We start from the raw sequence: 23,135 nt of genomic DNA, 5'->3' as shown, positions 1-23,135 counted from the left end.
GGCGCCCGCCACCATGCGGATATAACCGCCTGATTCTTGACATTGCCGTGATATAAAATCCTCTTATGACTCTCCTGCAACTGAAATATATCGTCAAAATCGTCGAATGCGGTTCGATGAACGAGGCCTCCCACGAGCTGTATGTCTCGCAGCCGGCATTGAGCTCGTCAGTCAAGGAACTGGAACACGAACTGGGCATCGAGATCTTCACCCGATCCTCCCAGGGCATCGCGCTGACCGTGGATGGCGCGGAATTCCTCACCTACGCCCGTCAGGTCCTCGACCAGGCCTCACTGCTCGAGGAACGCTACAAGAACGCGAAGCCGCGCAAGCAGCTGTGCAGCGTCTCCACCCAGCATTACATGTTCGCCGTCGAGGCGTTCGTCGAGATGATCAACTCGATCAAATCCGACGAATATGAGTTCACCATCCGTGAGACGCGCACCAAGGACATCATCAACCAGGTGGCCAACATGCAGTCCGAGATCGGCATCCTGTACCTGTCCGATTTCAACAAGAACGTGATCAACAAGCTGTTGCGCGAGAAGCATCTCGTGTTCCACCCGCTGTTCCGCGCGAACCTGCACGTGTTCATCTCGCGCGACAACCCGCTGGCCGGCAAGAAGAAAGTCACCATGGACGATCTCAAGCCCTTCCCGTTCATCCAGTACGAGCAGGGCGCCGAAGGCAGCTTCTACTTCGCCGAGGAAGCCGTGTGGCCGGAGTACTCCCCCAAGCAAATCAACGTGACCGACCGTGCGACGATCCTCAACTTCATCATCGGTCTCAACGGGTACACCGTGTGCACGGGCATTGACAACGGCGACCTCAACAACGAGAAAATCGTCACCGTGCCGCTGGACACGGACGAGACGATGCTGCTCGGCTGGATCACCAACGAACGTGCGAAACTGTCGACCGCCGCACAGACATATCTTGACAAGCTGCGTACGGTCATCGCCTCGCACGGGTACAAGCTCATCGACTAGAGCGCCACTGTGGGCACAAGGCATCATCGGCTTGTGCCCACACACAATACATGACAAGATAAACGGCCGGCCGGGAACCCCATGCGGGTGTTCCCGGCCGGCCGTCGTAGCAGTGACACACGAATCACATCATGCGGATGTCACGCACCATACGTGTCGAGGTACTCCTTGGCGCGCGTCTTGATGTCCTCGTCAAGCAACGGCAGACCGTCGTCACCGGTCATGTGCGATGCCGCGTCGAAGATCTCACGCACGTTCGCGATGGAAATGACCGGGAATCCGAACTCCTGCTGTACCGCGGCGACGGCGGACATATCGCTGTCGCGCGTTTTCTCCATGCGATCGACCGACAGGACGAGCCCGACGATCTGCACGTCGGCCGCCTCGCGCAGCTTGGGGACGACTTCGCGCACGGCGGTGCCGGCGGTCATCACGTCGTCGACAAGCAGCACTTTCATGCCGTCGCGCAGCTGGGTTCCGACGAACATGCCGCCGTCACCGTGATCCTTGCGTTCCTTGCGGTCGAAGGTGTAACCGACCCCCATATCGTATTGCGCGGTCAATGCGATCGCCGTGGAAACCGCCAGCGGGATGCCCTTGTATGCCGGTCCGAACACGGTGTCAATATTCCCGGGCAGGATTCCCTCGGCTATTGCGGCACTGATCTTCTCGGCATAGAACGAGCCGAGCAGGGCGATTTTCCTGCCGGTGTCGAAGGCGCCGGCGTTGATGAAGTACGGCGAGCGGCGACCGGATTTCAAGGTGAAATCCCCGAACTTCAATGCCTGCGATTGCAGGAGGAACGAGGTGAATCTCCGGTCGAGCGATACTTTCTGCTCATTCATCAGCAAGACTGTCCTTTCTGTATCCAGCCATGCGCCCGTCCGCGCCGGTGCAGGCGCATGGTCTACCGCACCCAAGCGTACCGCGCAGGGGGTGACGGCGTTTGCCTGCCGTCAGCGCCAGGTCTGCCCCGCCGCGAGTTTCGCGGCGAGTTCCGGACGCGAGTCAAGCAGGTCGTCAAGCTCGCGCGCCACGCGCATCGGGGCCGTGGGCTCATACAGCGCGGCCGCGCCGACCTCCACGGCGTTCGCCCCCGCATACAGGTATTCCAAGGCCTTCTCGCCGGAATCGATGCCGCCGATGCCGATGATCGGGATATCCGGCAACGCCTGGCGCACACGCCATACGAAGCTCAGGCCGATCGGAAGAATCGCCGGCCCGGACACGCCACCCGTGCGATTCGCGAGAATCGGCTCGCCCGTACGGATATCGATACGCATGCCGACCAGTGTGTTGATCATGCTCAACGCGTCTGCGCCGCCGTCCACCGCGGCTTTCGCGATCGGGACGATATCGGTCACGTTCGGGGTGAGCTTCACGATCAAAGGCTTCGAGGTGATATGACGCAAGCGGGTGATCAGCCGGTTGAGCGCGGCCGGGTCGGTGCCTACGCTCATGCCGCCGTGGGTGACGTTCGGGCAGCTCACGTTGATTTCCAGCATGTCCGCAGGACAATCGGCAAGTTTGGCGACCACTTCGGCGTAGTCATCATCGCAATGGCCGGCCACATTGGTGACAACCGTCGCGCCTTCCTTCTTGAGCTTGGGCAGCTCGTCGACGAGATAATGGTCGACGCCCGGGTTCTGCAAGCCTACCGAATTGACCGTACCCGCCGGGGTTTCGGCCGTGCGCGGCCCGGGATTGCCTTCCCATGGGACCGGGGAAACGCCCTTGGTGGTGACCGCGCCCATCTGGCTGACATCATAGAACCAATGGCATGCGTCATACTGGAACGTACCCGAGGCGGTGCCCACGGGGTTCTTCCACTCGACGCCGGCGACGACGGTGCTGTGCTTCCATTCATGCGGCTCGTATACGTTGATCTGCTTGTCCATCTGCTGCTCCTGCATCCTCTCGTGACCTCTACTTGTCCCATCCGAGCTGTTCCGGGGTGAATACCGGGCCGGCGACGCACACTTTCTGCCGTCCTGCCGCCGTGTCGACGACGCATACGTAGCAGGTGCCGTACCCGCAGCCCATACGCGCCTCGAGGCTCAACTGGCATGGGATATCACGCGCGACCGCCCAGGAGGCGACGGCGCGCATCATCGGCATCGGGCCGCAGGACAGGATGACCGGGGGCAGATCGCCATGGACCAGCGAATCCTCGATCGAATCAAGCAGATCGACGACGTTGCCTTGCGCGTTGGTGATGCTTTCCGTGCGTTCCGCGTATTTGGACACCAGATCGTCGGCGAAGCGTTCGTCACGGTATCCGAACGCGGCGGTCGCGGTCGCGTCGTCGCGCAGCGCGAGCTTCTGCGCGGCATACAGGAGCGGCGGGACGCCGAGGCCACCTGCCACGAGCACATAGTTCGCGGGCGCTTTCATATCGAATCCCTTGCCCAAAGGGCCCATCACATCGACCGTATCGCCTGGGGCCAGTCGGGAGAACTCATCGGTGCCCTTGCCGACGACCGCGAAGATCAGGCTCACGTCATCGCCCTCGACTTCGCTGACGCCGAACGGCCGCGGCATCAGGCGCGTGGGATCCGCGGAATACAGGTCCACGAACTGCGCCGGCTTGGCGTGTCCCGCGATGTAGCTGTCGCGGAAGGTAAGTCGATAGATGCCGTCGGACAATCTGCGGTTATCCACCACCGGTACGGTGCGCCTGCCGGGGAAGCGTCCCGCACGGGATGCTTCGGCGGTCACGTCGAAGGTTGGGATAAACGTTGCGTTGGGCATTGCCTCTCCTTTGGGCTGTTGGGCTTGGTAGCTGTGGGTGGCTGAACCTGTGCGGCTGAACGTGCGAGGCGTCCGCCGACGCGTGCATTCTATTGCTTCGGTATTTCGCCGTGTTACGCGGTGTGTCAGGCGAGCGCGGACTCCAGATCATCCCGCATGGCGATTGCCGCGTCCCGGGCGCTGGTGGCGACCAGGGCGAGCGCATCGTCGGCGGACATGCTCTCGTCGTATCCGCCGTTCTTGCGCCATGCGCCGATGATGCCGCGCGACGAGTTGACGATCGCCCCGGAGCCGTTGGCGTCGAACATGCCGGCGACATCCTGCGCGGTGCCGCCTTGCGCCCCGTAGCCGGGGACCAGGAAGAAGGTGTGCGGCATGCGTTCACGCAACTGTTTGCCTTGCTCGGGGTGGGTTGCCCCGACGACCGCGCCGACACGCGTGTATCCGGATGCGCCGAGCGTTTCGGCGCCCCACTGCTCGACGAGGTCGGCGACCCGCTCGTACAGGCGTGTCCCGTCGGCGAGCTCTAGCTCTTGGATTTCCTTGCTGGACGGGTTGGAGGTGCGTACCAGCACGAACAGATCCTTGTCGGCTGCCCTGGCCGCGTCCACGAACGGGGTGATGCCGTCCGTGCCCAGATACGGGTTGACGGTGACGGCGTCCTCATGCCACAGGTCGAGCGCGTCGCCATCCTGCGCGTTGAGCCCGCCCAGATGCCGCGCGTAGGCGGCGGCCGTCGAGCCGATATCGCCGCGCTTGATATCCCCGAGTACGTACAAGCCTTGGGATTGCGCGTATTCGCAGGTCATCTCATAGGTGTCGATGCCGGCCGGCCCCAAGGCCTCATACATCGCGATCTGCGGTTTGACGGCGGGCACGATGCCCGCAATCGCGTCGATGATTGCGCGGTTGAACTCGAAATACGCGACCGCGCGCTGCATGGCGGGGATTTCGGCAGGGTCATCGACCTGGTCGGCGACCTCCTCATGGAAGGAGTCGATGAGCTGCGCGGGCACGACCTGGTCGGTCGGGTCGAGCCCGACCACGCTCGGGTTGTGCGTCGCTTGGATCGCTTCGATAAGCTTGTCCATCTTGCCTTCTTTCAGGGATACTTGAAGAATGTGACTGCGGGTCCGCTCAGGCTCCGATGCGGGAGAATACCAGCCGCGAGCCGATCACCGTGGCGAGCGGCCGGCCGGTAACCTGCCAGCCGTCGAACGGCGTGTTGCGCGCCTTGGAGTGGAAGCGGTCCTTGTCCACGGTCCAGCTGCGTGACGTGTCGAGAATCGCCAAATCCACGGTTTCAGGGTGTTCCACGGCGGCAAGGTCCAGGGTACGTTTGGTCGCGCATCGTGAGGAGGTATTCAGCAGTCCGGCCACGTCGGTCGGCGTATGCCCCATGAGGTGCTCCGGAGCCACGGACATGAGTTCGATGAGCCGCTGCTCTGAGATGTAACCGCCGTCCACCAGCACCCGATGGCATACGCCGTACGCGCATTCAAGGCCGATGATGCCGTTCGGAGCCTGTTCAAGGCCCGCGGCCTTCTCATCCTGCGCGTGCGGGGCGTGGTCGGTGGCGATCAGGTCAACCGTTCCGTCCGTGACCGCGGCGACGGTCGCACGGCGGTCAGCCTCTGAGCGCAGCGGCGGGTTCATTTTCGCCATGACGCCGTAGGTGAGGATCGCCTCGTCGCTCAATGCGAGATAATGCGGCGCGGTCTCGCAGGTGATGGGCAGGCCTTCCGCCTTGGCCTCGCGAATCGCCTCGAAGGATCCGGCGGTGCTCACATGCTGGAAATGCACATGCACGCCGGTGCGCCGCGAAGCCTCGATATCGCGGGTGACGATGCGCAGCTCGGTGTCCTCGGGGATGCCGGGGACGCCAAGCTTGCGGCTGACCGGTCCCTCGTTGATGATGCCGCTGTCGTGGTGTTCGCAATGCTCGATGAGATACAGCCCGTTAGCTTTCGCGTTGGCGAGCACCTGGTCGAGGATCTTGTCGGGCACGGCCGCGCCGTCGTCGCTGATCGCGGTGACCGGATGCGCCTGCTGGTACGGGTCCTTGGCATCGTCGCCGACGCCGGGCAGGTGCGCACGCCAATCCTCGGGGTCGGTGGCCTCCTCTCCGGCCCGGTCCACGGAAGCGCATACGCACAGGTCGTAGCGCGCGGGCAGCATGCCGTCATGGGTCGCGTCGTAATGCTGCAGGTAGTCGATGGTGTCGCGCGCCCCTGCGGCGAGCACGTCATCCGCGCCGGGCGTTCCCGGCCGGGCGGGTTTGCCGTCCATCGCGGGCAGCGTGTTCGGCATGATGAGCACCCGCGTGTAGCCGCCGGAAGCCGCTGCGGCGCACCCGGAACGCATGGATTCCTTGTAAGTCTGCCCCGGATCGCGGAAGTGGACGTGCGGGTCGGCGAACCCCGGTGCCACGGTCAGCCCTGAGGCGTCGAACTCGCCGTCTGACACGGCTCCCGGCTCGTCGAAGTAGCGCTGGGCGTCCGTGCCGGGGATCACGAGGTCAATCCTCTCCCCCGTATCCCAGACGCGGATGTCGTGCAGCGTGAGCATACTTATCGTTCCTTTCCTCGGCGCGCGCGGCGCACGGCTTTACAGCTTGGCTTCCTCATCGCAGTAGTCGCAGCGGTATTCCTGGCGTTCGGAATGCACCAGATGGAACATCTGGTCGATGCCGCGTTCCGTTGTGGTCACGCACCGCGGGTTCTTGCATTTGATGACGTTGACCATGTGCTCAGGCAGGTTCGGCTTCTCCTTGCGCACGATCTTGCCGCCACGCACGATGTCGATGGTCGCCTGGCGTGCGATGAAGCCGAGCACGTCAAGGTTCAAATCCCCCGCGTCCTCGATCTTGATGATGTCCTTCGAACCGTACTGCCGGCTGTCGGTGTTCATGATGAGCGCGAGCTTCGTGCTGGTCGGGTCGATCTTCAGGTACTGCAATACCTTGAGCGCGGTGCCCGCGGGCACGTGGTCAATGATGATGCCGTTGCGGATGCTGGTGACTTCCATCAGGCTTGGACCTCCTCGTTCTTCCATTCCTCATACCCGGGCAGCGTGTCGCCGACCACCGAGCTTTCCAAAGCCATGCGCATGAGCATGCCGTTGTGCACCTGCTCGAAGTAGGCGGCGCGCGGGTCGTGGTCGACGTCCACGGAAATCTCGTTGACTCGCGGCAACGGGTGGAGTACCGCCATATCCGGCTTGGCGAGCTGAAGCTTCGCCTCATCGAGGATGTAGGTGTCGCGCAGGCGCAGGTAATCGTCCTCGTTGAAGAAGCGTTCCTTCTGCACGCGGGTCATGTACAGCACGTCCAGATCGCCGATTACGCCGGCAAGGTCGCGCACTTCGGTGTAAGTGCAGGAGGGCGCGCGCTTGATGCGGTCAATCACGTACCGCGGCATTTTCAGTTCGTCAGGGCTGATGAGCACGAAGTTCACATTGCCGAAACGGCACAGGGTCTCGACCAGCGAGTGCACGGTACGCCCGAAGGTCAGGTCGCCGCACAGGCCGATGGTCAGCCCGGTAATCCTGCCGTAACGCGAGGTGATGGTCGCAAGGTCGGCGAGCGTCTGGGTGGGGTGCATGTGGCCGCCGTCGCCCGCGTTGATCACGGGAATGCCGAAGTCCTTGGCCGCACGGGCCGCCACGAGCGCGGCACCTTCCTTGGGGTGGCGCATCGCGATGACGTCGACGAGGTTGGACACGGTTTTGACGGTGTCGGCGATGGATTCGCCCTTGGTCACGGAGGATAATTGGGCGCCGGCGAAACCGATCACATGGCCGCCGAGCCGGAGCATCGCTGTCTCGAAGCTCAGACGCGTGCGCGTGCTGGGCTCATAAAAAAGGGTGGCCAGCACCCTGCCGTCGCAGGTATGCGCCACCTCATGACGATGCGTTTCGATGTACTGCGCTTTATGAAGCAAATCGACAATCTGGGATGTCGTCAAATCGTCAAGCGTGACCACGCTTTTGCCAACCATGGACGATTCGGCTTCTTGGGGAACGCCGGTTGCCGGCAACTGGGTGCTGTGTTCGGACAAGGCTCACCTTCCTGTTGAGAGGTGGCCACCTTATGTGACCTAGCCAACTGTAGGACAGTTCAGGGACATGCCGGCGGCTTCGGTGCGCTCGCAGTGTGCTCGCCGGCGGTACACCCGTCTGTGGTGGTCACGACGGGCATCACAGTGCCACCCGCCGGCGTGATGCCGACTTCTCGTGCAGGCTCGCAACGAGTCCGCTCCAAACTCACTGCTGCCCGTAGAACAGGCGTTCGACTACTTCACGGCATTGGCGCATCAGGGCGAGGATGTCGTTTTCGAATTGCTGCCCGCGATTGGCCCCGTACCCGAGGTACACGGCCATACCGCCGAGCGAATCGAGGTCGTCGGGCAGAATGTCCGCACGCGTGGCACGGCCGGACCACAGGTAATTGCCGTTGCGGGCCGCCGTGCAGATCCGCCATGTGCGACGCAGCGTGGCAGCGTCCTTGTGCGCGATGATGCCCTGGGTTTCGAGCGTGTCAAGCGCCTCCATCGTGGAACCGGTGCGAAGCCCGGGACAGGTGCCGGCATGTTCCAGCTGCAGCAGCTGCACGGTCCATTCCACGTCGGACAGGCCGCCCTTGCCAAGTTTGAGATGCCGGTCGCGACGCACGCCCCTAGGCAGACGTTCGGCCTCCATACGGGCCTTGAGCTTGCGGATTTCGCCGATCTGCTGCCCGTTGAGCGGTGCCGTCGGATAGCGCAGCGGATTGGCGATATTGTCAAGGAAATCATGGGCGAGCATGCCGTCGCCCGCCGCATACCGCGCACGGATCAGCGCCTGGCTCTCCCAGGTGCTCGCCCAGGACCCGTAGTATTCCTCACAGGAGGCGTACGAGCGGATGAGCGGGCCGTTCTTGCCTTCCGGCCGCAAGTCGAGGTCAAGGTCGATGCGCGGCTCCAACGTGGACGGGCCTTGTAGCAGGGAACGCACGTCGTCGGTGACCTGTCTCGCGTAGGAGGCGGCGAGCGCCTCGTCCGGCGTTCCCTGTCCGGCGTTCCCCGTGCCGTTGGCCCGGTAGATCAGGATCGCGTCGGCGTCGGAGCTGAAGTTGATTTCCCTGCCGCCGTAGCGTCCCATGCCGATGACGGCGATATCCGCCGGGCAGGCGTCCAGGCCCATCATGGTGCGACGGTGTTCCAACGCCCAGCGCAAGGCGGCATCGATGATCGCGTCATACACGTCGGTCATGCCGGTGAGGGTGGTGTCCTCGTCGATGACGCCGCTCATCCAGCCCAGTCCGATGCGTTCGATCTCGTGCCGTCTCATGGCGCGCAACAGCGTGGCTGCGTCTTTGAGACTCGACCGGTTGCGGACGATGATGCCGTTGCATTGCACGTCGAGGCTGGCTCGGGTGCGCGGCCTGAGTTCGTCGTCATCGCCCAGCCAGGTGACGGATTCGACCGAACGGTTGAGCGCGTCGCCCAGAAAACGCGAGTTGGACAGGATGTGGCACAGCCGTTGCGCTGCGGATTGGGAGTCGCGCAGGAAGCCGAGATAGTCACTGTCTTCGCCGAAATGCTCTTCTAATCGCCTCCAGTTGAGCAGGCCCATATCCGGGTTCTGTCCTTGCCCAAGCCACTGGAGGACGGCAGGCAGGAGGATGCGGTTGATGCGCGCGGCACGCGACAGGCCGTCAGTCAACGCCTTGACGTGGCGCATGGCGGCGTCGGGGTCGGCGAAACCGATGGATTCGAACCGCTCGCGGGTCGCCTGGTCGGACAGGGTGATCTGGTCGTCGTCCATGCGCGCGCTGATCGGCAGCATCGGTCGGTAGTAGATGTCTAGGTGCAGACGCCTGACTTCGCGCCGCGTCTCGTCATAACGTTCGACGAGCTCCTCGGGGTGCAGGCCGAAGGTACGCGCAAGCCGGCGGAGTTCCTCATTGTGGCTAAGCGCATCGATGTCGATGTCCCGTTTGCGTTCTAGGCCGCCGATATTGCCGGTTCCGAGATCCGGGAACAGGTGCGTGCGTTTGAGTTCCCACATCTGCTGACGGTGTTCGAGCACGCGTTCGAACCGGTAATCCTGCGCCAGCAGGGTCGCCTGCTTGCGCGAGACATATCCGCCGTCGGCGAGCGCCTTCAGTGCGTCCAGCGTACCGCGTTTGCGTAGCGTGGTGTCGGAACGCCCGTGGACGAGCTGGAGCATCTGCACGGTGAACTCGACGTCCCGCAAGCCGCCTCGGCCGAGTTTGATCTCACGGTCTTTGAGATTGTCCGGGATGAGCCGTTCGACACGTTGGCGCATCTGCTGGCAGTCCTGGACGAAATTGTCGCGTTTCGAGGCGGACCACACGAACGGGCGGGTCATGTCCAGGTAGGCTTGCGACAGTTCGCTGTCGCCCGCGGCCGGCCGGGCTTTGAGCAACGCCTGGAATTCCCAGTTCTGCGCCCACTGCTCGTAGTAGCTGCGATGCGATTCGAGCCGGCGGACCAGCGGGCCGTCCTTGCCTTCAGGCCGAAGCCCGCCGTCAATCTGCCATAATGGAGGTTCGGTGGAACCCATGATGACGGATTGGCAAACGCGTTGCAGCATGGTGCCCATCCTGGTGCCGATGCGGGTGAGCGTGGTCGTGCCGGCGTCGGCGTCGGTGGGTTCAACCACGTAAATCAGATCGACATCGGAAACGTAGTTCAATTCCTGGGCGCCGAGTTTGCCCATACCGATGATGCTGAACCGGCACCGCGCGCTGTCCGGGGTCTCATGCCGGGCGATGGCGAGCGCCGCTTCGAGCGCTGCGTCCGCGAGATCCGACAGCGCTTTGCTGATTCGCGGCTGAATGTCACATGGATGTTCGGCGGTGGCGTCAACGGCGACGATCGCGGCAAGCTGGCGGCGGTAGGCGGCACGCAGGCGGTCGGTGGCCTCCGGCAACGGCAGGGATGATTCGTAGGCCAGATGCGTCTGACCATCCTCCTGCGCGTCGGCGAGTTCCAATGTCTTGGCTTGTACTGTGTCGAGGAGCTTGGCGAACCGTTGCGGACGGTTGTAGTCGCAACTATGGCATGGGTCTAGGGCCGCGGCGCGGACAAGGTCGGTTCGGGTGCGCATGAGTTTGCCCAGCTTGTCGCTCGCCCCGAGCACGGCGATGAGCCTGCGCGCGGCGGTGGCGTCTTCGAGTATGTGACGCACGCTGTCATCGTCCTGCGGTAAGCCCTCAAGTATGCCGAGGAGATTGTCGATTGCGGTGTCCGGGTCGAGGGCGCTCGCCAACGCATCGGCGATTGGGCGGATATGGTCGGCGCCGATGCCGTACTCGTTAAGTGCCGAAAAAGCCGATCGCGCCTCGTCCAACCGTTGGAATCCGATATGGATGAGATCACGGGTGCTGAAGGGAAATGCCGGTGATGAATCCATAGTTCCAATATACCGCCGGATGCCGCCGATGCTGGGCATGTGGGCCTTGATATGACAGTAACTTGATTACGGGCCGCCGTGTGACCCGCTGATTGCACCGCAGGCAGATACCAAGTGTTGCGGAATCCAATCCCCGCCTATCGCCGCCGCGTGCGACCTGGCTGTTACACCACTGGCTGGTACCGTGTTGCAACATCCTCAATCCACGTCTATCTCCACACCATGTAACTGCGCAATCGCACCACAAGCCGATACCGTATCATGACAGCCTCCGCCCGCGCGATATCCTCCACGCCGTGTGACTGAGCAGTCACGCCACAGGCCAATTCAACACCGCAGTCCTCTGCACTCACGCATAACCGCCGCCGCATGCAACCAGGCAGTCGCACCGCGGGCGAATACCACACTCAGCCACCACCACAGAGCCCTTCGTCGGAATCAATCCCGCCCACCACATAAAAAAAGCCGGCGGACAGCCACACCGTGATGGTGCGTCCGTCCGCCGGCTTGTTGCAATAGATTACTCAGGCGAAGTCTGTGCCCGTTTGCCCGGGCGAGAACAGGTCCTCGACATTGTGCCAGATCTGCCGTGTGACAGCCGGCTTGTTCATCGAGTACAGATGCACCCCGTCAACACCGTGGGCAACGAGGTCGGCGATCTGGTTCGACGCATAGATGACACCCGCCTGCTTGAGTGTCTTCGGGTCGTCGCCCCACTTGTCAAGCAGGGATTCCAAGGGCAGCGGCACACGTGACGAGCACATGCGCACCATGCGCCTGATCTGCTTGGCATTGGTCACCGGCATGATACCCGCCTCGATCGGCACATCGATGCCCGCTGCACGCGCCTTGTCGAGGAAGTGGTAAAAGTCCGCGTTGTCGTAGAACAACTGCGAAATCAGGTGGCTTGCGCCCGCGTCAACCTTGATTTTGAGATTTCGTATGTCCTCATCAAGGTCGCTCGCCTGCGGGTGACACTCCGGGTAGCATGCCCCGAAAATCGTCATATCCGGGTCATGCTCTCGGATGTACGCGACCAGATCGCTGGCATGTTCGAACGCCCCAGCGGGTTCGCGATCGGGCACGGGGTCGCCTCGCAGGGCGAGCACCGCGGACACCCCCGCCTGCCTGAACATGTCAAGCGCCTCGTCGACCTGTTCCCGCGTAGTGTATTGCGCGGTAAGGTGGGCGACGGCGGGTATGTCATACTCCTTGCGGATGGTGTTCGCGATGCGCGCGGTCGCTGTCCGGTCTGACGACTTGCCGGTTCCGTAGGTCACCGAGATGAAGTCGGGGTTGAGGCCTTGCAGCCCGTCGAGCGTGTCGTAGATGGTTCCCACCGGCGCGTTGCGTTTGGGTGGGAATACCTCGATGGAGAACATCGGCTGGTGCATGTCACTTCCCCAGTCGTGCGCGCACCGCCTTGGCGGCGGCGACCAGATGCTCCAGGCTCGGCCAGGTTTCCGCGTTGCCACGGGTCTTCAGGCCGCAGTCGGGGTTGATCCACACCTTGTTGACGTCCATCTTGGCGAGGATCTCGTCGATGCGATGCTCGATTTCGGCTTCGCTCGGGATACGCGGCGAGTGGATGTCGTACACGCCCGGACCGGCTTCAGTCTCGAAGTTCGCGTCATGAATCGCGTCGAGCACGACCAGATCGCCACGGGAGGCTTCGAAGGAGATGACGTCCGCGTCCATCGCGTCGATATCGCGGATGATGTCGTTGAACTCCGAATAGCACATGTGCGTGTGGATCTGCGTGGTGGGCTTGACGGCGGAGTGCACGAGACGGAACGCGGGAATCGCCCAATCCAGGTACTTCTTATGCCAGTCACTCTTGCGCAGCGGCAGCTTCTCGCGCAGGGCGGCCTCATCGATCTGGATGACCTTGATGCCGGCCTTCTCCAAGTCGAGCACTTCGTCGCGGATGGCGAGCGCCAGCTGCTGGGTCTGCAGTTCATGGCTGACGTCCTCACGCGGCCAGGACCAGTTGAGGATGGTCACCGGGCCGGTGAGCATGCCCTTCATGATGTGCTTGGTGCGTGACTGCGCATAGGCGCTCCAGGCGACGGTGATCGGTTCGGCGCGTGAGACGTCGCCCCACACGATCGGAGGCTTCACGCAACGGGTGCCGTAAGACTGCACCCATGCGTTCTTGGTGAACAGGAAGCCATTGAGATGCTGGCCGAAGTATTCGACCATGTCGTTGCGTTCGAATTCGCCGTGGACGAGCACGTCGAGGCCGATCTGCTCCTGATGCTTGATGCATTCGTCGATCTGCTGCTTGATGAACTCGTCGTACTGTTCACGGGTGATTTCACCCTTGCGCAGGCGTGCACGTTCGGCGCGTACTTCCTTGGTTTGCGGGAAGGAGCCGATGGTTGTGGTCGGCAGCAGCGGCAGGCCGAGCGCCTCACGCTGCAGCCTCTGGCGTTCCGCGCGGGCAGGCTGACGAACGAAATCGTCGGCGGTCAGCGCGGCGAGACGCTTGGCGACCGCCTGGTCCGCGGTGACGCGGGTGCCGTCGAACAGCGCCTGGTTGTCGGCGAGCGCCTTGGCGTTGCGGCGTGCGGTATCGTCCTGGTCGGCGAGCACCGCGATGTCGTGCAGTTCGCCGAGCTTTTCCACAGCGAATGCGAAATGCTTGAGCACCTGCGGCTCGAGCCCGGTTTCCCCTTCGGTGCTGAACGGCACGTGCAGCAGGGAGCATGCGGTGGACACGGCGATGTTGTCGGTCTTGGTGTGCAGCGCGTCGATCACGCCGAGGCTGACGGCATAATTGTTGCGCCAGATATTGCGTCCGTTGACGACGCCTGCGAAGATGGTCGTACCCTCGGCGACACCGTACTTGTCCACGGCGGCGAGGTTCTCGTCCTTGCCTTCGATCAGGTCGAGCCCGATGCCGTCGAAGCCCAGCAGGTTCACGGTTTCGTAGATGTCGGCGATGTGGCCGAAGTACGTGTTGAGCAGCAGCTTGACCTTGCCTTCGCGTGCGGGCAGGATCTTGGAATACAGGCTCTTGAACAGTTCGACATCGCCGTCTTCCTTGTCGAGCACAAGGTACGGCTCGTCGAACTGCACCCACTGGGCGCCGAGCTCAGCGAACTTGCCGAGCACCTGCGCATAGACGGAGGCGATGTCGTTGATCAGGCCGCGGTCGAATTCGAGTTCCTCGGCCTGCGGGTCGCGGGCGAGCTTGAGGAAGGTGTACGGGCCGATGAGCACCGGCTTGGTGACGATGCCCAGCGCCTTCGCCTCGTTGAACTCATCGAACGGCTTGGTGCTGGCGAGGTGGATCTGGGTGGAGCTTTCGATTTCCGGCACGATGTAGTGGTAGTTCGTGGTGAACCACTTCTTCATCGGCAGCGCGGTCACGTCGCCCTTGTCGCCCTGATAGCCGCGGCCGATGGCGAACAGCGTGTCCTCGGGCTGGTCGAAGCCCAGGCGCTGGTAGCGCGCCGGGACCGCACCCAAGAGGATGGCCGTGTCGAGCATCTGGTCGTAATAGCTGAAATCATTGCTCGGGATGAGGTCGATGCCCGCGTCCTGCTGCAGCTTCCAATGGTTGGCGCGCAGCTGCTTCGCGGTGGCACGCACGTCGTCGAGCGTGCTGGCGCCTTTCCAGTACCCCTCGATGACCTTCTTGAGCTCTCGGTTGCTGCCGATGCGCGGGAATCCGGAAACCGAAGTCAATGCTGTCATATGGCTGTCCTCCACAATCGAAACGGATATCTATTGCAACGCGCTCACCATACCAAAAATCCGCGTAAGAAGGTCATCAGCCGATTGTGGGTGTCGTTATAAACCAGTTTTATACCTTCATGCGATTGCGGACCTCGCCACTACCTGTGCCAAGGAGCGACGCCTAGGCTTCCAGCCCGGCGTTCTGCGGATTCTCGCATACCTCGGCGTCTCGCGGTGACGACATCGCCAAGACCCGACATTGCCGGCGTAACCTCCGATCCGGCGACGAAGCGACCACGGACACCCGTCAGAGGAAAAACTTTGTCTGATATCAAAGTCCAGGTTATCGCCGCGAGAATGGACAGATACAGCCAGGCGAACGGCCGGCATGCCTTCCCGTGACAAGCCCGTTACCGATTCCGCGTATCTGCCCGCATGCCGTTGATGTAGCTGCCGGATCTCACCATCATGACCACTGCCATGATGAATACGATCAGGCAGACGGCGACTCCTGAAAGCTCGGTCATGGTGAACCGGAAGCCGGTCTGCCCCGTGCCGAACCGCCCGATTATCGCGGTTTCCAGGGAAAGCATGGCGACCATCGCGTAGATCAGATACCTAGGATAGTCGTATCCCTTGGAATCAAGCGCGATGAGCACACAGAAGCCGGCAAGCACGATGTCCATGAACAGCAATAGGGTGCCGCAGCTGCGATACCTGCGATACTCCTCTTGCAGATTGCAATCCCTGCGCTTGAACTCATATAATCCGCCAGTGAGGCGCGCAGGCATGCAAGAAACAGGTTGTAGCAGCCGAGCGTGATAAGCCACGCGGAACGCAGATACAGTCCCGAGAACAGATTGATGGCTGTATAGACAAGTTGATGAACAGGCCGATAACCAATGAGAGGGCGGTCCGGAATCGCTCATCGTCAAGATATTTCGCAATCATACGGCTGCGACGCAGTGTTGCCACCAACGCCGAATCGGTGATGCGACGCCGGGCTTTCGGGACCGCCATCTTGCGCAGCCGGTTGAGCAGCTCGATGAAGGCCACCAGCCCGTACACCGAATAGAGACAGGCTACGTAGGCGACAGGGGGTATCCGTATGCCCATCCAACGCATACCACAACAGGATCGCCGATGTCGCCACTACGGCAACACCGAGAAATACCAGGAGGTGCAGCAGCGTGTATCCGTGCTTCTTTCCCATGGGATCACTCCTGTCGGTCGCATCATGTTCCGGTGTCGCGCCTCTCCACCCGTTTCAGTCGCCAAAATCCTTGGGGCTGAGCACGGCGAACAGATCGGCGGCATGCACCTGCCAGCTCGAGAACGGCTTATCGGATCCGAACATCACCACCGATGCGGGGGACAAACCCAATTGAAGCAGATTGAGCAAAGACTGTTCCGAACGCTCTGATGCGATCCACTCACTGGCGATCGATACCGTCGGCTCATGCCCCACGACCATGAGTGTATGGTATTTGTCCGCCGTGCGGGCGATCTCATCGAACACGGCCTGGACCCCACCCTCATACAGGCTCTGCCGATAATCGACCTTGGGCCCATCACCGAACACCTTGAGCATCCGCTCCAGCGTCTGCTCGGCGCGCACCGCCCCGGAGCATGCGATCCGATCCGGGACCATGCCGAGCGATTCGATTCCGCGTGCCACGTTTTTCGCCTGACGGCGCCCTTTGTCGGTCAGTTCCCGGGCCCGATCGCCTGCCAGATTCGCAGGCTCTGTCTTCGCATGGCGCATCACGAGCAGCACATATCCATACTGGTCTGCTGTCTTGGCGATTTTCTTCAATGACTGTCCCATTCATGCCTCGTTTCCGCTACTTGTTCAGGCGTTTCCGTCCCGCGACGCAGCCGTTTCCGGCAGGGCCGTCCCGCCGTCATCGGCGTCTGCGCCATCATGCCCGTCATGCCGTAGGTTCGCCACCTGCGCGTCAAGATCCCGCAGCACCTTGCGCAGCTTGCGATCCGAGATGTCCCTGAGCTCGAGATCCTCGAGCTGCTCCGCACGCTGGGAAGCGTCGAGATCATCGATGTCGGTGGTCGTGTCCTTGGTCGCCCGGTCACGTTTGTGCAGCGCCTCGTATCCGTCGGCCATCGCACGGGAGACGACGAGGAAACCGGTATGCCCGATCATCTGGTGGCTTGGCCGGACGGCAAGCCCTTGCGCCTTCCAGCTGCGTTCAAGTGTCTCCTGGATGTCCGGCTCGGTCCAGCAGCCCGAGGCGCGCAACGCCTCGACCATACGGCTCATCTGGGTCGTGGTCGTGATATAGGCGATCAGGACACCGCCGGGGGCGATGACCCGATGCGCCTGGTCCAGGCGGTTCCACGGGTCGAGCATGTCCAGCATGATGCGGTCGTAACTGTGATCCGGCAGCGTCGACGCGACACTGTCGAAATCCCCGACCAGAAGGTCCCACCATGCCGGCCGCTCGCCGAAATACACGGTCGCATTGCCCAAGGCGACTTTCGCGAATTCCGGACGCATCTCGATGGTGGTCAGCGACCCCTCGGATCCGATCGCGTCCAGCAGGTTGAGGCTCATAGCACCTGACCCGGCACCGGATTCCAGCACGCGCATGCCGCTGCGGATATCCCCTAACTGGATGACCTGCGCGATGTCTTTCGGATACATGATCTGCGCGCCTCGGGGCATGGACAGGACATAATCGGCGAGACGCGGACGCATCACGGCGTACTCCCAGCCGCCTATCGCACGCGCTGATTTCCACGGTTTGCCCGCATCACGCTCGGGGTGTTGCTGGTTGACCTGCGCTTCCCGCTTCGCCCTGACCGTCGTGACCACGATGCCCTCGGTCTGTCCGATGACCTGGTCGTGCATGATCAGGCCGTGTTCGGTCTGGGTCGTCCCGCCCACGACCAGCTGGTCGGTGATCCGCTTGCCTTTCCGGTCGGTGAACTGTATTTTCTCGCCCGCCTGCAACGGTCCTCGGTTCGGCATGCTGTCCTTTCCCTGTCCTTTCCCTCGCATCATACGCTGTCGTTTTCCTCGTCTCTATGCTATCGCCGGCATCAGCGTACATGGCGGGACACCCCGGCCATGCCGCCTCGCCATACGGTCAGTAAGCGTAGGCGCCCCATCTGCCGTGCTCATGCGTGACGTTGAGCGGCAGACCGAATATCCTGCTCAGCCGCTCCGACGTGAATCCTTGTGGAAGGTCACCGGCGTAGACGATAGTGCCCGGCTGGGGATCCCCACCGGCGACATTGGTTTCGTAGGCATCTGCTTCCGAACCCTCGAGCCTGCCCATGATCGCGACATGGTCGAAGCCCTGCGGGATCTCCTCCAGACGATGCGTCACCAGGATGACGGTCCGGTCACGATCCTCCCTGCCGATCCTGGCGAGCGCCCGCAACGCGATCTCACGCCCGCCCAGATCGAGGCCTGTGGTCGGCTCGTCAAGAATCAGCAGTTGAGGATCGGCCATGAGGGCGCGGCAAATGAGCACACGCGTACGTTCGCCTTCGGACAGGCGGTACATCTGTTTGCCTTCGAGATAGGAGATGTTGAATTCCGCCATCAGCCGACGCGCTTTCTCATACTCCTGTGCGGTGTATGAGTCCCGCCATCGGCCGAGGGTCGCGGTGAGTGCGGTGACCACCGCGTCGAGCGGGTCCTCCCCCGGCGGCAGTTCGCGCGCAAGCGATGCCGAGCTCAGGCCGATGAGCGGACGATAGGAGAACACATCGACCTTGCCGAGCCGGTTGCCGAGGATGTCGACGGTTCCCTCGGAGGGGAACCCACGGGTGCTCATCATGTTCACCAGGGTGGATTTGCCGATGCCGTTGGGACCGAACAACACCCATTTCTCGCCACGTTTGATGGTAAGATTGACATCGGTGAGGATGACGCGCCCTCGCCGGCGGAATTCCACTCCTGACAGTCTGATAGCCGGCTCCGCTTCCGTCTGGCTGTCCTCCTGGATGTTCTCATGCCCCGGCATGCGTATATCTCCTATCACTGTGTATGTCCTTGTGTTTCCCGGATCCGCCGTCTTCCGGCAGCCGCGATTGTCCGTACCGGTTGCAGCCCACGGTCGACAACGCCGCGCGACGTTCGCCGGATGATTCGATGGTCAGGCGACGACGACCGCGGTGCCGCTTGCAGTGACCATGAGCATACCGCCGCCCTCGCCGAGGGTCTCGTAATCGATATCCACTCCGACAACCGCATTGGCGCCGTATTGTTGCGCCCGCTGCGCCATTTCGTTCAACGCCTCCTCACGGGCGCGGGTGAGCTCATCCTCATAGGACTGCGACCTGCCGCCGAAGAAATTCCTGGCACCGGCGAACATGTCCTTGACGAAGTTCACGCCGGAAACCACTTCGCCGAAGACAATCGGTTTGTATTCGACAATCCGGTGGCCTTCCACTGTCGGTGTCGTGGTGAGAATCATCGTTCCGCCTTTCAAGCAATTCAGGTCTTCCGCCGCGCCCGGCACGCTACGCCGGGCTACCGCCATTATACCGGCGGGATGGCTACGTCTCACGCGGCACCTGCTACATCAGATGGACAAGCACCATATAGCACAGCGTGCCCCCGACCATGGGGATAAGCATGTCTCGTTTCCACACGTACAATCCGGTGACGACCGACAAGGACACCAGTTCCGGCACGCCATGCGAACCGCCGGTGACGCTCACGTTCCTCAGACAGTAGACCACCAGAAGCCCGAATACCGCAGGGGCCAGCACCTTGCCGAGATATCTGACGACCGGCGGTATCGGGCGGGTTTCGGAGAACACCAGGTATGGGATGAATCGTGTCGCCACCGTGCCGAGAATCACGACAAGGATCGTGATCAGTTGCTGCTGCCAGGTCATCGTTCCCCCTCTTGATTGTTCCTACGTTCCAATGGGCGGCGTATGGCCAGCAACGACACGAGGATGATGATCATGGCCGGTATCATGAACCGGTCCGGGCCGAGCACCAGCAGTGCGGCGAGCGAGCCCAACACGCCGATCAGCTCGCAGATATGGTCGGTCATCATGTGCCGTAACGAGGTACCGTCCTGGAACCACTGCTGCAGGAAGATCACCATGAACATGGCGGTCATCACGAAATCAAGGCCTCGGACATCCACGGTGATCATGCTGCCGAACAGCCCGCCGGCGGCGCTGCCGATCACCCAGTACATCTGGTCGAGCAAGGAAACCCAGAAGTAGAACCATCCGCGGTCGACATGCCGGTCCGGTGGGATACGCGCGGAATAGTTCACCGAAAAGGTCTCATCGCTCGTCGCGAAGATGAGATACGCTTTCTTCCATCCCATATTGCGGTATCTGCCAAGCATGGCGATCCCATAGAACAGATGGCGCGCCCCGACGACCACCGCCGTGAGGAATGCCGATAGCGGGTTGAACGATGATGACAGGATCCCGACAAGAAGGAATTCCATCGATCCGGTATAGATCACCAACGCCGTGACCATCGGAAGCCAGAACGGGAATCCGTGTGTCGTCATCAGCACCCCGTATGTCAGCCCAAGGAACAGGTATCCGGTCAACACCGGTAATGTGTTCGGCAAAGCCCAACGCAAGGCAGTGAATATTGTGTTGCGTCCGGATTCCGATAACGCCGCCGGCGCCATGCGATCATCATTCTCGGGTACGGCAGGATGATCCACGCCCGTATGCTCCTTCAAAAGCCCTTCCCTTCCCGGCATGGCAGCCGATGATTGCGCTGCGCCATACTTCACAGGACATGTCAGAAGCCGCCAGGCGGAACAATACCGCCAGGCGGCTTCACGGTCAATGCGATGTCGGTTTGCGGCCGGTATCGCTATTTCTTACGCGGCACGTAGATTTGATGATCGATGAGATCCTGGTAATGCTCGACGATCGCCTGCCTGCGCGCTTTCAGGCTTGCGGTGAGCATGCCGTTCTGCTCGGTGAAGGTGTCCGGCAGAATCTCGAATTTCCTGATTGATTCGGCCCTGGATACCAGCTCGTTCGCCTTGTTGACAGCACGCTCGACCTCAGTGTAGATAATCGGGTTGCGGCTCGCCTCGGCAAGATCCTTGCACGGTTCGGCACCCTGTGATTCAAGCCAGGCATTCGCATCAGCGAGGTCAATGGTGATGAGCGCGGCGATGAACGGCTTGCGGTCACCGATCACCACACACTGGTCCACGACCGGGGAGGTCATGACGCTCGCTTCGACCTCCCCCGGAGACATATTCTTGCCTCCTGCAGTGATGATGATGTCTTTCTTGCGCCCGGTGACCTTGATGAAACCGTCGTCACTGATATCGCCCAGATCGCCGGTATGCAGCCATCCGTCGACTATCTGGCTTTCGGTAATCTCAGGGTGGTTATGGTACCCCTTGCACACCGCCGGGCTCTTGATGCACAGCTCGCCGTCATCAGCGACCGCGAAGCTGACGCCCTGGAACGGTTTGCCAAGCGTACCGATGCGATAGCCGACCGTAGGGTTCACACAAGCGGGAGCGCAGGTTTCCGTCATACCGTACCCTTCGAGCAGCGGCAGGCCGACGCCGTTGAAGAAATGGGCGATTGACGCATCCAATGGGGCACCGCCGCACACGGCATACTCGCAGCTGCCGCCGAACACGTCCATGATCTGCTGGTAGACCAGTCGGTCGTACACCGCATGCTGGATGCGGAGCCCCAGCGGAATGCCCTCGTCGGACTGCTGGGCTCGAGACCATGCCCGAGCCACTTGTGCTGCACGGGCGAAGATACGACCCTTCGTTCCTTTCCCGGCCTTCTGTGAGGCGGCGTTGTAGATCTTTTCGAAGACACGCGGGACAGCGAGCACGAAAGTCGGCTTGAACGCCTGGAAGTCGGCGAGCATGGTCTTGAAATTGCTGGACAAACCGAGAGTCACATTCCCCGCGAAGCACACGTACTGCATGTACCGCGCGAACACGTGGGCCAACGGCAGGAACAGCCAGAGCCGGCGTCCGGGCTTAGTGACGACATCGGGCATGGTGATGGTCCCCGACATCACGATGAACACGAAATTCCCGTGGGTGAGCTCGATACCTTTCGGGGTTCCCGTCGAGCCTGAGGTGTACACGATGGTTGCCAGGTCGTCGCCCCGCACCGCTCGCGCACGCTCATAGAACTCTCGATCGGAAACGCCCTTGCCGAATGCCTCGATAGCATCGAGCGCATCAATACCGATGACATACACGTCACCCAGGTCAGGGCATTCCTCCCGGACGGATTCAATCTTGTCACGCTGCATGTCATCTTCGGCAAACGCCATGCGAACGTTGGAATCGTTGAAAATCATGCGCACCTGTGCCGGTGAATTCGTCTCGTACACCGGGACGGTCACCGCGCCGATTGACATGATCGCCAAGTCAAGGGCGGTCCACTGCCAAGACGTATGCGCGATGATGCCCACGGAATCCCCGGGCATCACCCCTCGCGCGATCAGCCCCTTGGCCAGCGCGACAACGGTATCTTTGAATTCAAGGGCCGTGAAGTGCCGCCACATACCAGAATCGTCCCGATATTCGATCAGGGTTCCTTCCGGCGTCCGCTCAGCACGATCCTCAAGAATGGTGAAGATACCACGATCAGAGTCAATCGGGGTAGTAAGAGGCTCGGCATATTCCTTGACCATGTGACTTGTCATGAATTCTCCCTGACAACAATCGTTGCCGACTACCATGCACGCCCGTTGCACGAGGACATGAAGTATGGACAATGTACAGTACAGGATTATTGTAATCGAAGGTGTCAATATTCAGACAGGGCCTCGACGTGTCCCTGCACGGACCGACGATGACAGGTTGTGGGCCGGAATGCGCGTCCCGAATCGGGTGCAGAGAGTTGTGGCCTCAGGCGCGTCACGGTTTCGGATCCTTATGCCGCCACGCTCAGACTTTGCACGGATTGGTGTCCGGAAAAACAGCGCGGACGAGTTGCGTCTCATATAGCGTTTGGGCGGTTCGAATGGGCTGCGCCGTGTATGCCCGGGTATGCGCTGCGCTCGGGATGGGAGGCATCCTGTCCCGTCTGTGGGCCGATGTGTCGGTTTGCGTATATCCGGGCATGCGTTCGAAGGATCCCGGGGGTCTGTGCCGTGTGCCATGGCGGTGCGCGTGGGTTGCGTCCGATGTGCGGTTGTGGTGTCGGTGTCCGTGGGTTTTTCGCGGTGTGCGTGCGCGTGGACGGGTGTGTCGGGCGTGTCCGTCCCCGGGTTCCCAGGGTGCGTATGGGAACGGTTCCGGCGGGCGTGGCGCCTTTCGGTGTTCGTGGGTTGTCCTT

19 protein-coding genes are annotated in these 23,135 nt (G+C 61.8%); 1 reads left to right on the top strand and 18 read right to left on the bottom strand.

The genetic code is table 11. From position 1 onward, the window contains the following. Positions 1–65: 65 nt before the first annotated feature. Positions 66–989: a LysR family transcriptional regulator gene (locus WD012_RS07115; RefSeq protein ID WP_339563066.1), complete on the top strand. Its 924-nt coding sequence runs from the start codon at positions 66–68 to the stop codon at positions 987–989. A gap of 140 nt (positions 990–1,129) precedes the next feature. On the opposite strand, the gene pyrE is transcribed toward WD012_RS07115, so the two are convergent. From pyrE to WD012_RS07025, 18 genes are all read right to left on the bottom strand, one after another. Beyond that, entirely contained in the window at positions 1,130–1,834 is a 705-nt protein-coding gene (pyrE, locus tag WD012_RS07110; RefSeq protein WP_339563065.1) for an orotate phosphoribosyltransferase, read from the bottom strand. A gap of 111 nt (positions 1,835–1,945) precedes the next feature. Beyond that, positions 1,946–2,887 (bottom strand): dihydroorotate dehydrogenase, encoded by a 942-nt coding sequence (locus WD012_RS07105; protein ID WP_339563064.1) that lies wholly within the window; start codon positions 2,885–2,887, stop codon positions 1,946–1,948. A 28-nt stretch (positions 2,888–2,915) separates the two neighbouring features. Next, entirely contained in the window at positions 2,916–3,740 is an 825-nt protein-coding gene (locus WD012_RS07100; RefSeq protein ID WP_339563063.1) for a dihydroorotate dehydrogenase electron transfer subunit, read from the bottom strand. A gap of 125 nt (positions 3,741–3,865) precedes the next feature. Beyond that, entirely contained in the window at positions 3,866–4,831 is a 966-nt protein-coding gene (gene pyrF / locus WD012_RS07095; protein ID WP_339563062.1) for an orotidine-5'-phosphate decarboxylase, read from the bottom strand. A gap of 46 nt (positions 4,832–4,877) precedes the next feature. Then, positions 4,878–6,308, bottom strand: a complete 1,431-nt coding sequence (locus WD012_RS07090; RefSeq protein WP_339563061.1) for a dihydroorotase — start codon at positions 6,306–6,308, stop codon at positions 4,878–4,880. 39 nt (positions 6,309–6,347) lie between these two features. After that, on the bottom strand, positions 6,348–6,767 hold the full coding sequence (locus tag WD012_RS07085; protein WP_029576694.1) for an aspartate carbamoyltransferase regulatory subunit: 420 nt from the start codon (positions 6,765–6,767) through the stop codon (positions 6,348–6,350). Then, entirely contained in the window at positions 6,767–7,738 is a 972-nt protein-coding gene (gene pyrB, locus WD012_RS07080; protein WP_339563236.1) for an aspartate carbamoyltransferase, read from the bottom strand. Before pyrB ends, WD012_RS07085 begins: the two co-directional genes overlap by 1 nt. A gap of 265 nt (positions 7,739–8,003) precedes the next feature. Further along, positions 8,004–11,159, bottom strand: a complete 3,156-nt coding sequence (locus WD012_RS07075; protein WP_339563060.1) for a bifunctional [glutamine synthetase] adenylyltransferase/[glutamine synthetase]-adenylyl-L-tyrosine phosphorylase — start codon at positions 11,157–11,159, stop codon at positions 8,004–8,006. A 524-nt stretch (positions 11,160–11,683) separates the two neighbouring features. Beyond that, positions 11,684–12,553, bottom strand: a complete 870-nt coding sequence (gene metF / locus WD012_RS07070) for a methylenetetrahydrofolate reductase [NAD(P)H] (RefSeq protein WP_339563059.1) — start codon at positions 12,551–12,553, stop codon at positions 11,684–11,686. A gap of 1 nt (position 12,554) precedes the next feature. Next, positions 12,555–14,861: a 5-methyltetrahydropteroyltriglutamate--homocysteine S-methyltransferase gene (gene metE, locus WD012_RS07065; RefSeq protein WP_339563058.1), complete on the bottom strand. Its 2,307-nt coding sequence runs from the start codon at positions 14,859–14,861 to the stop codon at positions 12,555–12,557. Between the two features lie 392 nt (positions 14,862–15,253). After that, positions 15,254–15,634, bottom strand: coding sequence for a hypothetical protein (locus WD012_RS07060; protein WP_339563057.1), 381 nt, complete (start codon positions 15,632–15,634; stop codon positions 15,254–15,256). Between the two features lie 476 nt (positions 15,635–16,110). Beyond that, positions 16,111–16,671, bottom strand: coding sequence for a SixA phosphatase family protein (locus tag WD012_RS07055; protein ID WP_339563056.1), 561 nt, complete (start codon positions 16,669–16,671; stop codon positions 16,111–16,113). 24 nt (positions 16,672–16,695) lie between these two features. Beyond that, on the bottom strand, positions 16,696–17,832 hold the full coding sequence (locus WD012_RS07050; protein WP_339563055.1) for a tRNA (adenine-N1)-methyltransferase: 1,137 nt from the start codon (positions 17,830–17,832) through the stop codon (positions 16,696–16,698). A gap of 118 nt (positions 17,833–17,950) precedes the next feature. Next, positions 17,951–18,835: an ABC transporter ATP-binding protein gene (locus WD012_RS07045; protein WP_339563054.1), complete on the bottom strand. Its 885-nt coding sequence runs from the start codon at positions 18,833–18,835 to the stop codon at positions 17,951–17,953. Between the two features lie 132 nt (positions 18,836–18,967). Further along, the gene (locus WD012_RS07040; protein WP_044279828.1) at positions 18,968–19,288 is read right to left on the bottom strand and encodes a putative heavy metal-binding protein; all 321 of its coding nucleotides are present in this window, start codon (positions 19,286–19,288) and stop codon (positions 18,968–18,970) included. Between the two features lie 103 nt (positions 19,289–19,391). Next, positions 19,392–19,715 (bottom strand): branched-chain amino acid transporter permease, encoded by a 324-nt coding sequence (locus WD012_RS07035; protein ID WP_339563053.1) that lies wholly within the window; start codon positions 19,713–19,715, stop codon positions 19,392–19,394. Further along, a complete protein-coding gene (locus WD012_RS07030; RefSeq protein WP_339563235.1) occupies positions 19,712–20,482 on the bottom strand; it encodes an AzlC family ABC transporter permease in 771 nt (256 codons plus the stop codon). The genes WD012_RS07035 and WD012_RS07030 overlap by 4 nt, the downstream gene beginning before the upstream one ends. A 191-nt stretch (positions 20,483–20,673) precedes the next feature. Beyond that, positions 20,674–22,488, bottom strand: a complete 1,815-nt coding sequence (locus WD012_RS07025) for an AMP-dependent synthetase/ligase (RefSeq protein WP_339563234.1) — start codon at positions 22,486–22,488, stop codon at positions 20,674–20,676. Positions 22,489–23,135 lie beyond the last annotated feature (647 nt).

This window comes from Bifidobacterium thermophilum, from assembly GCF_037482445.1.
GTDB classification, from domain to species: domain Bacteria; phylum Actinomycetota; class Actinomycetes; order Actinomycetales; family Bifidobacteriaceae; genus Bifidobacterium; species Bifidobacterium thermophilum_B.
This window is presented reverse-complemented; position numbering and strand designations above follow the sequence as displayed.

Coding starts and splice junctions, on each gene's coding strand:
- WD012_RS07115 (WP_339563066.1), top strand. CDS start 66: ATGACTCTCCTGCAACTGAAATATATCGTCAAAATCGTCGAATGCGGT.
- pyrE (WP_339563065.1), bottom strand. CDS start 1,834: ATGAATGAGCAGAAAGTATCGCTCGACCGGAGATTCACCTCGTTCCTC.
- WD012_RS07105 (WP_339563064.1), bottom strand. CDS start 2,887: ATGGACAAGCAGATCAACGTATACGAGCCGCATGAATGGAAGCACAGC.
- WD012_RS07100 (WP_339563063.1), bottom strand. CDS start 3,740: ATGCCCAACGCAACGTTTATCCCAACCTTCGACGTGACCGCCGAAGCA.
- pyrF (WP_339563062.1), bottom strand. CDS start 4,831: ATGGACAAGCTTATCGAAGCGATCCAAGCGACGCACAACCCGAGCGTG.
- WD012_RS07090 (WP_339563061.1), bottom strand. CDS start 6,308: ATGCTCACGCTGCACGACATCCGCGTCTGGGATACGGGGGAGAGGATT.
- WD012_RS07085 (WP_029576694.1), bottom strand. CDS start 6,767: ATGGAAGTCACCAGCATCCGCAACGGCATCATCATTGACCACGTGCCC.
- pyrB (WP_339563236.1), bottom strand. CDS start 7,738: ATGGTTGGCAAAAGCGTGGTCACGCTTGACGATTTGACGACATCCCAG.
- WD012_RS07075 (WP_339563060.1), bottom strand. CDS start 11,159: ATGGATTCATCACCGGCATTTCCCTTCAGCACCCGTGATCTCATCCAT.
- metF (WP_339563059.1), bottom strand. CDS start 12,553: ATGCACCAGCCGATGTTCTCCATCGAGGTATTCCCACCCAAACGCAAC.
- metE (WP_339563058.1), bottom strand. CDS start 14,861: ATGACAGCATTGACTTCGGTTTCCGGATTCCCGCGCATCGGCAGCAAC.
- WD012_RS07060 (WP_339563057.1), bottom strand. CDS start 15,634: ATGCCTGCGCGCCTCACTGGCGGATTATATGAGTTCAAGCGCAGGGAT.
- WD012_RS07055 (WP_339563056.1), bottom strand. CDS start 16,671: ATGGGACAGTCATTGAAGAAAATCGCCAAGACAGCAGACCAGTATGGA.
- WD012_RS07050 (WP_339563055.1), bottom strand. CDS start 17,832: ATGCCGAACCGAGGACCGTTGCAGGCGGGCGAGAAAATACAGTTCACC.
- WD012_RS07045 (WP_339563054.1), bottom strand. CDS start 18,835: ATGCCGGGGCATGAGAACATCCAGGAGGACAGCCAGACGGAAGCGGAG.
- WD012_RS07040 (WP_044279828.1), bottom strand. CDS start 19,288: ATGATTCTCACCACGACACCGACAGTGGAAGGCCACCGGATTGTCGAA.
- WD012_RS07035 (WP_339563053.1), bottom strand. CDS start 19,715: ATGACCTGGCAGCAGCAACTGATCACGATCCTTGTCGTGATTCTCGGC.
- WD012_RS07030 (WP_339563235.1), bottom strand. CDS start 20,482: ATGGCGCCGGCGGCGTTATCGGAATCCGGACGCAACACAATATTCACT.
- WD012_RS07025 (WP_339563234.1), bottom strand. CDS start 22,488: ATGGTCAAGGAATATGCCGAGCCTCTTACTACCCCGATTGACTCTGAT.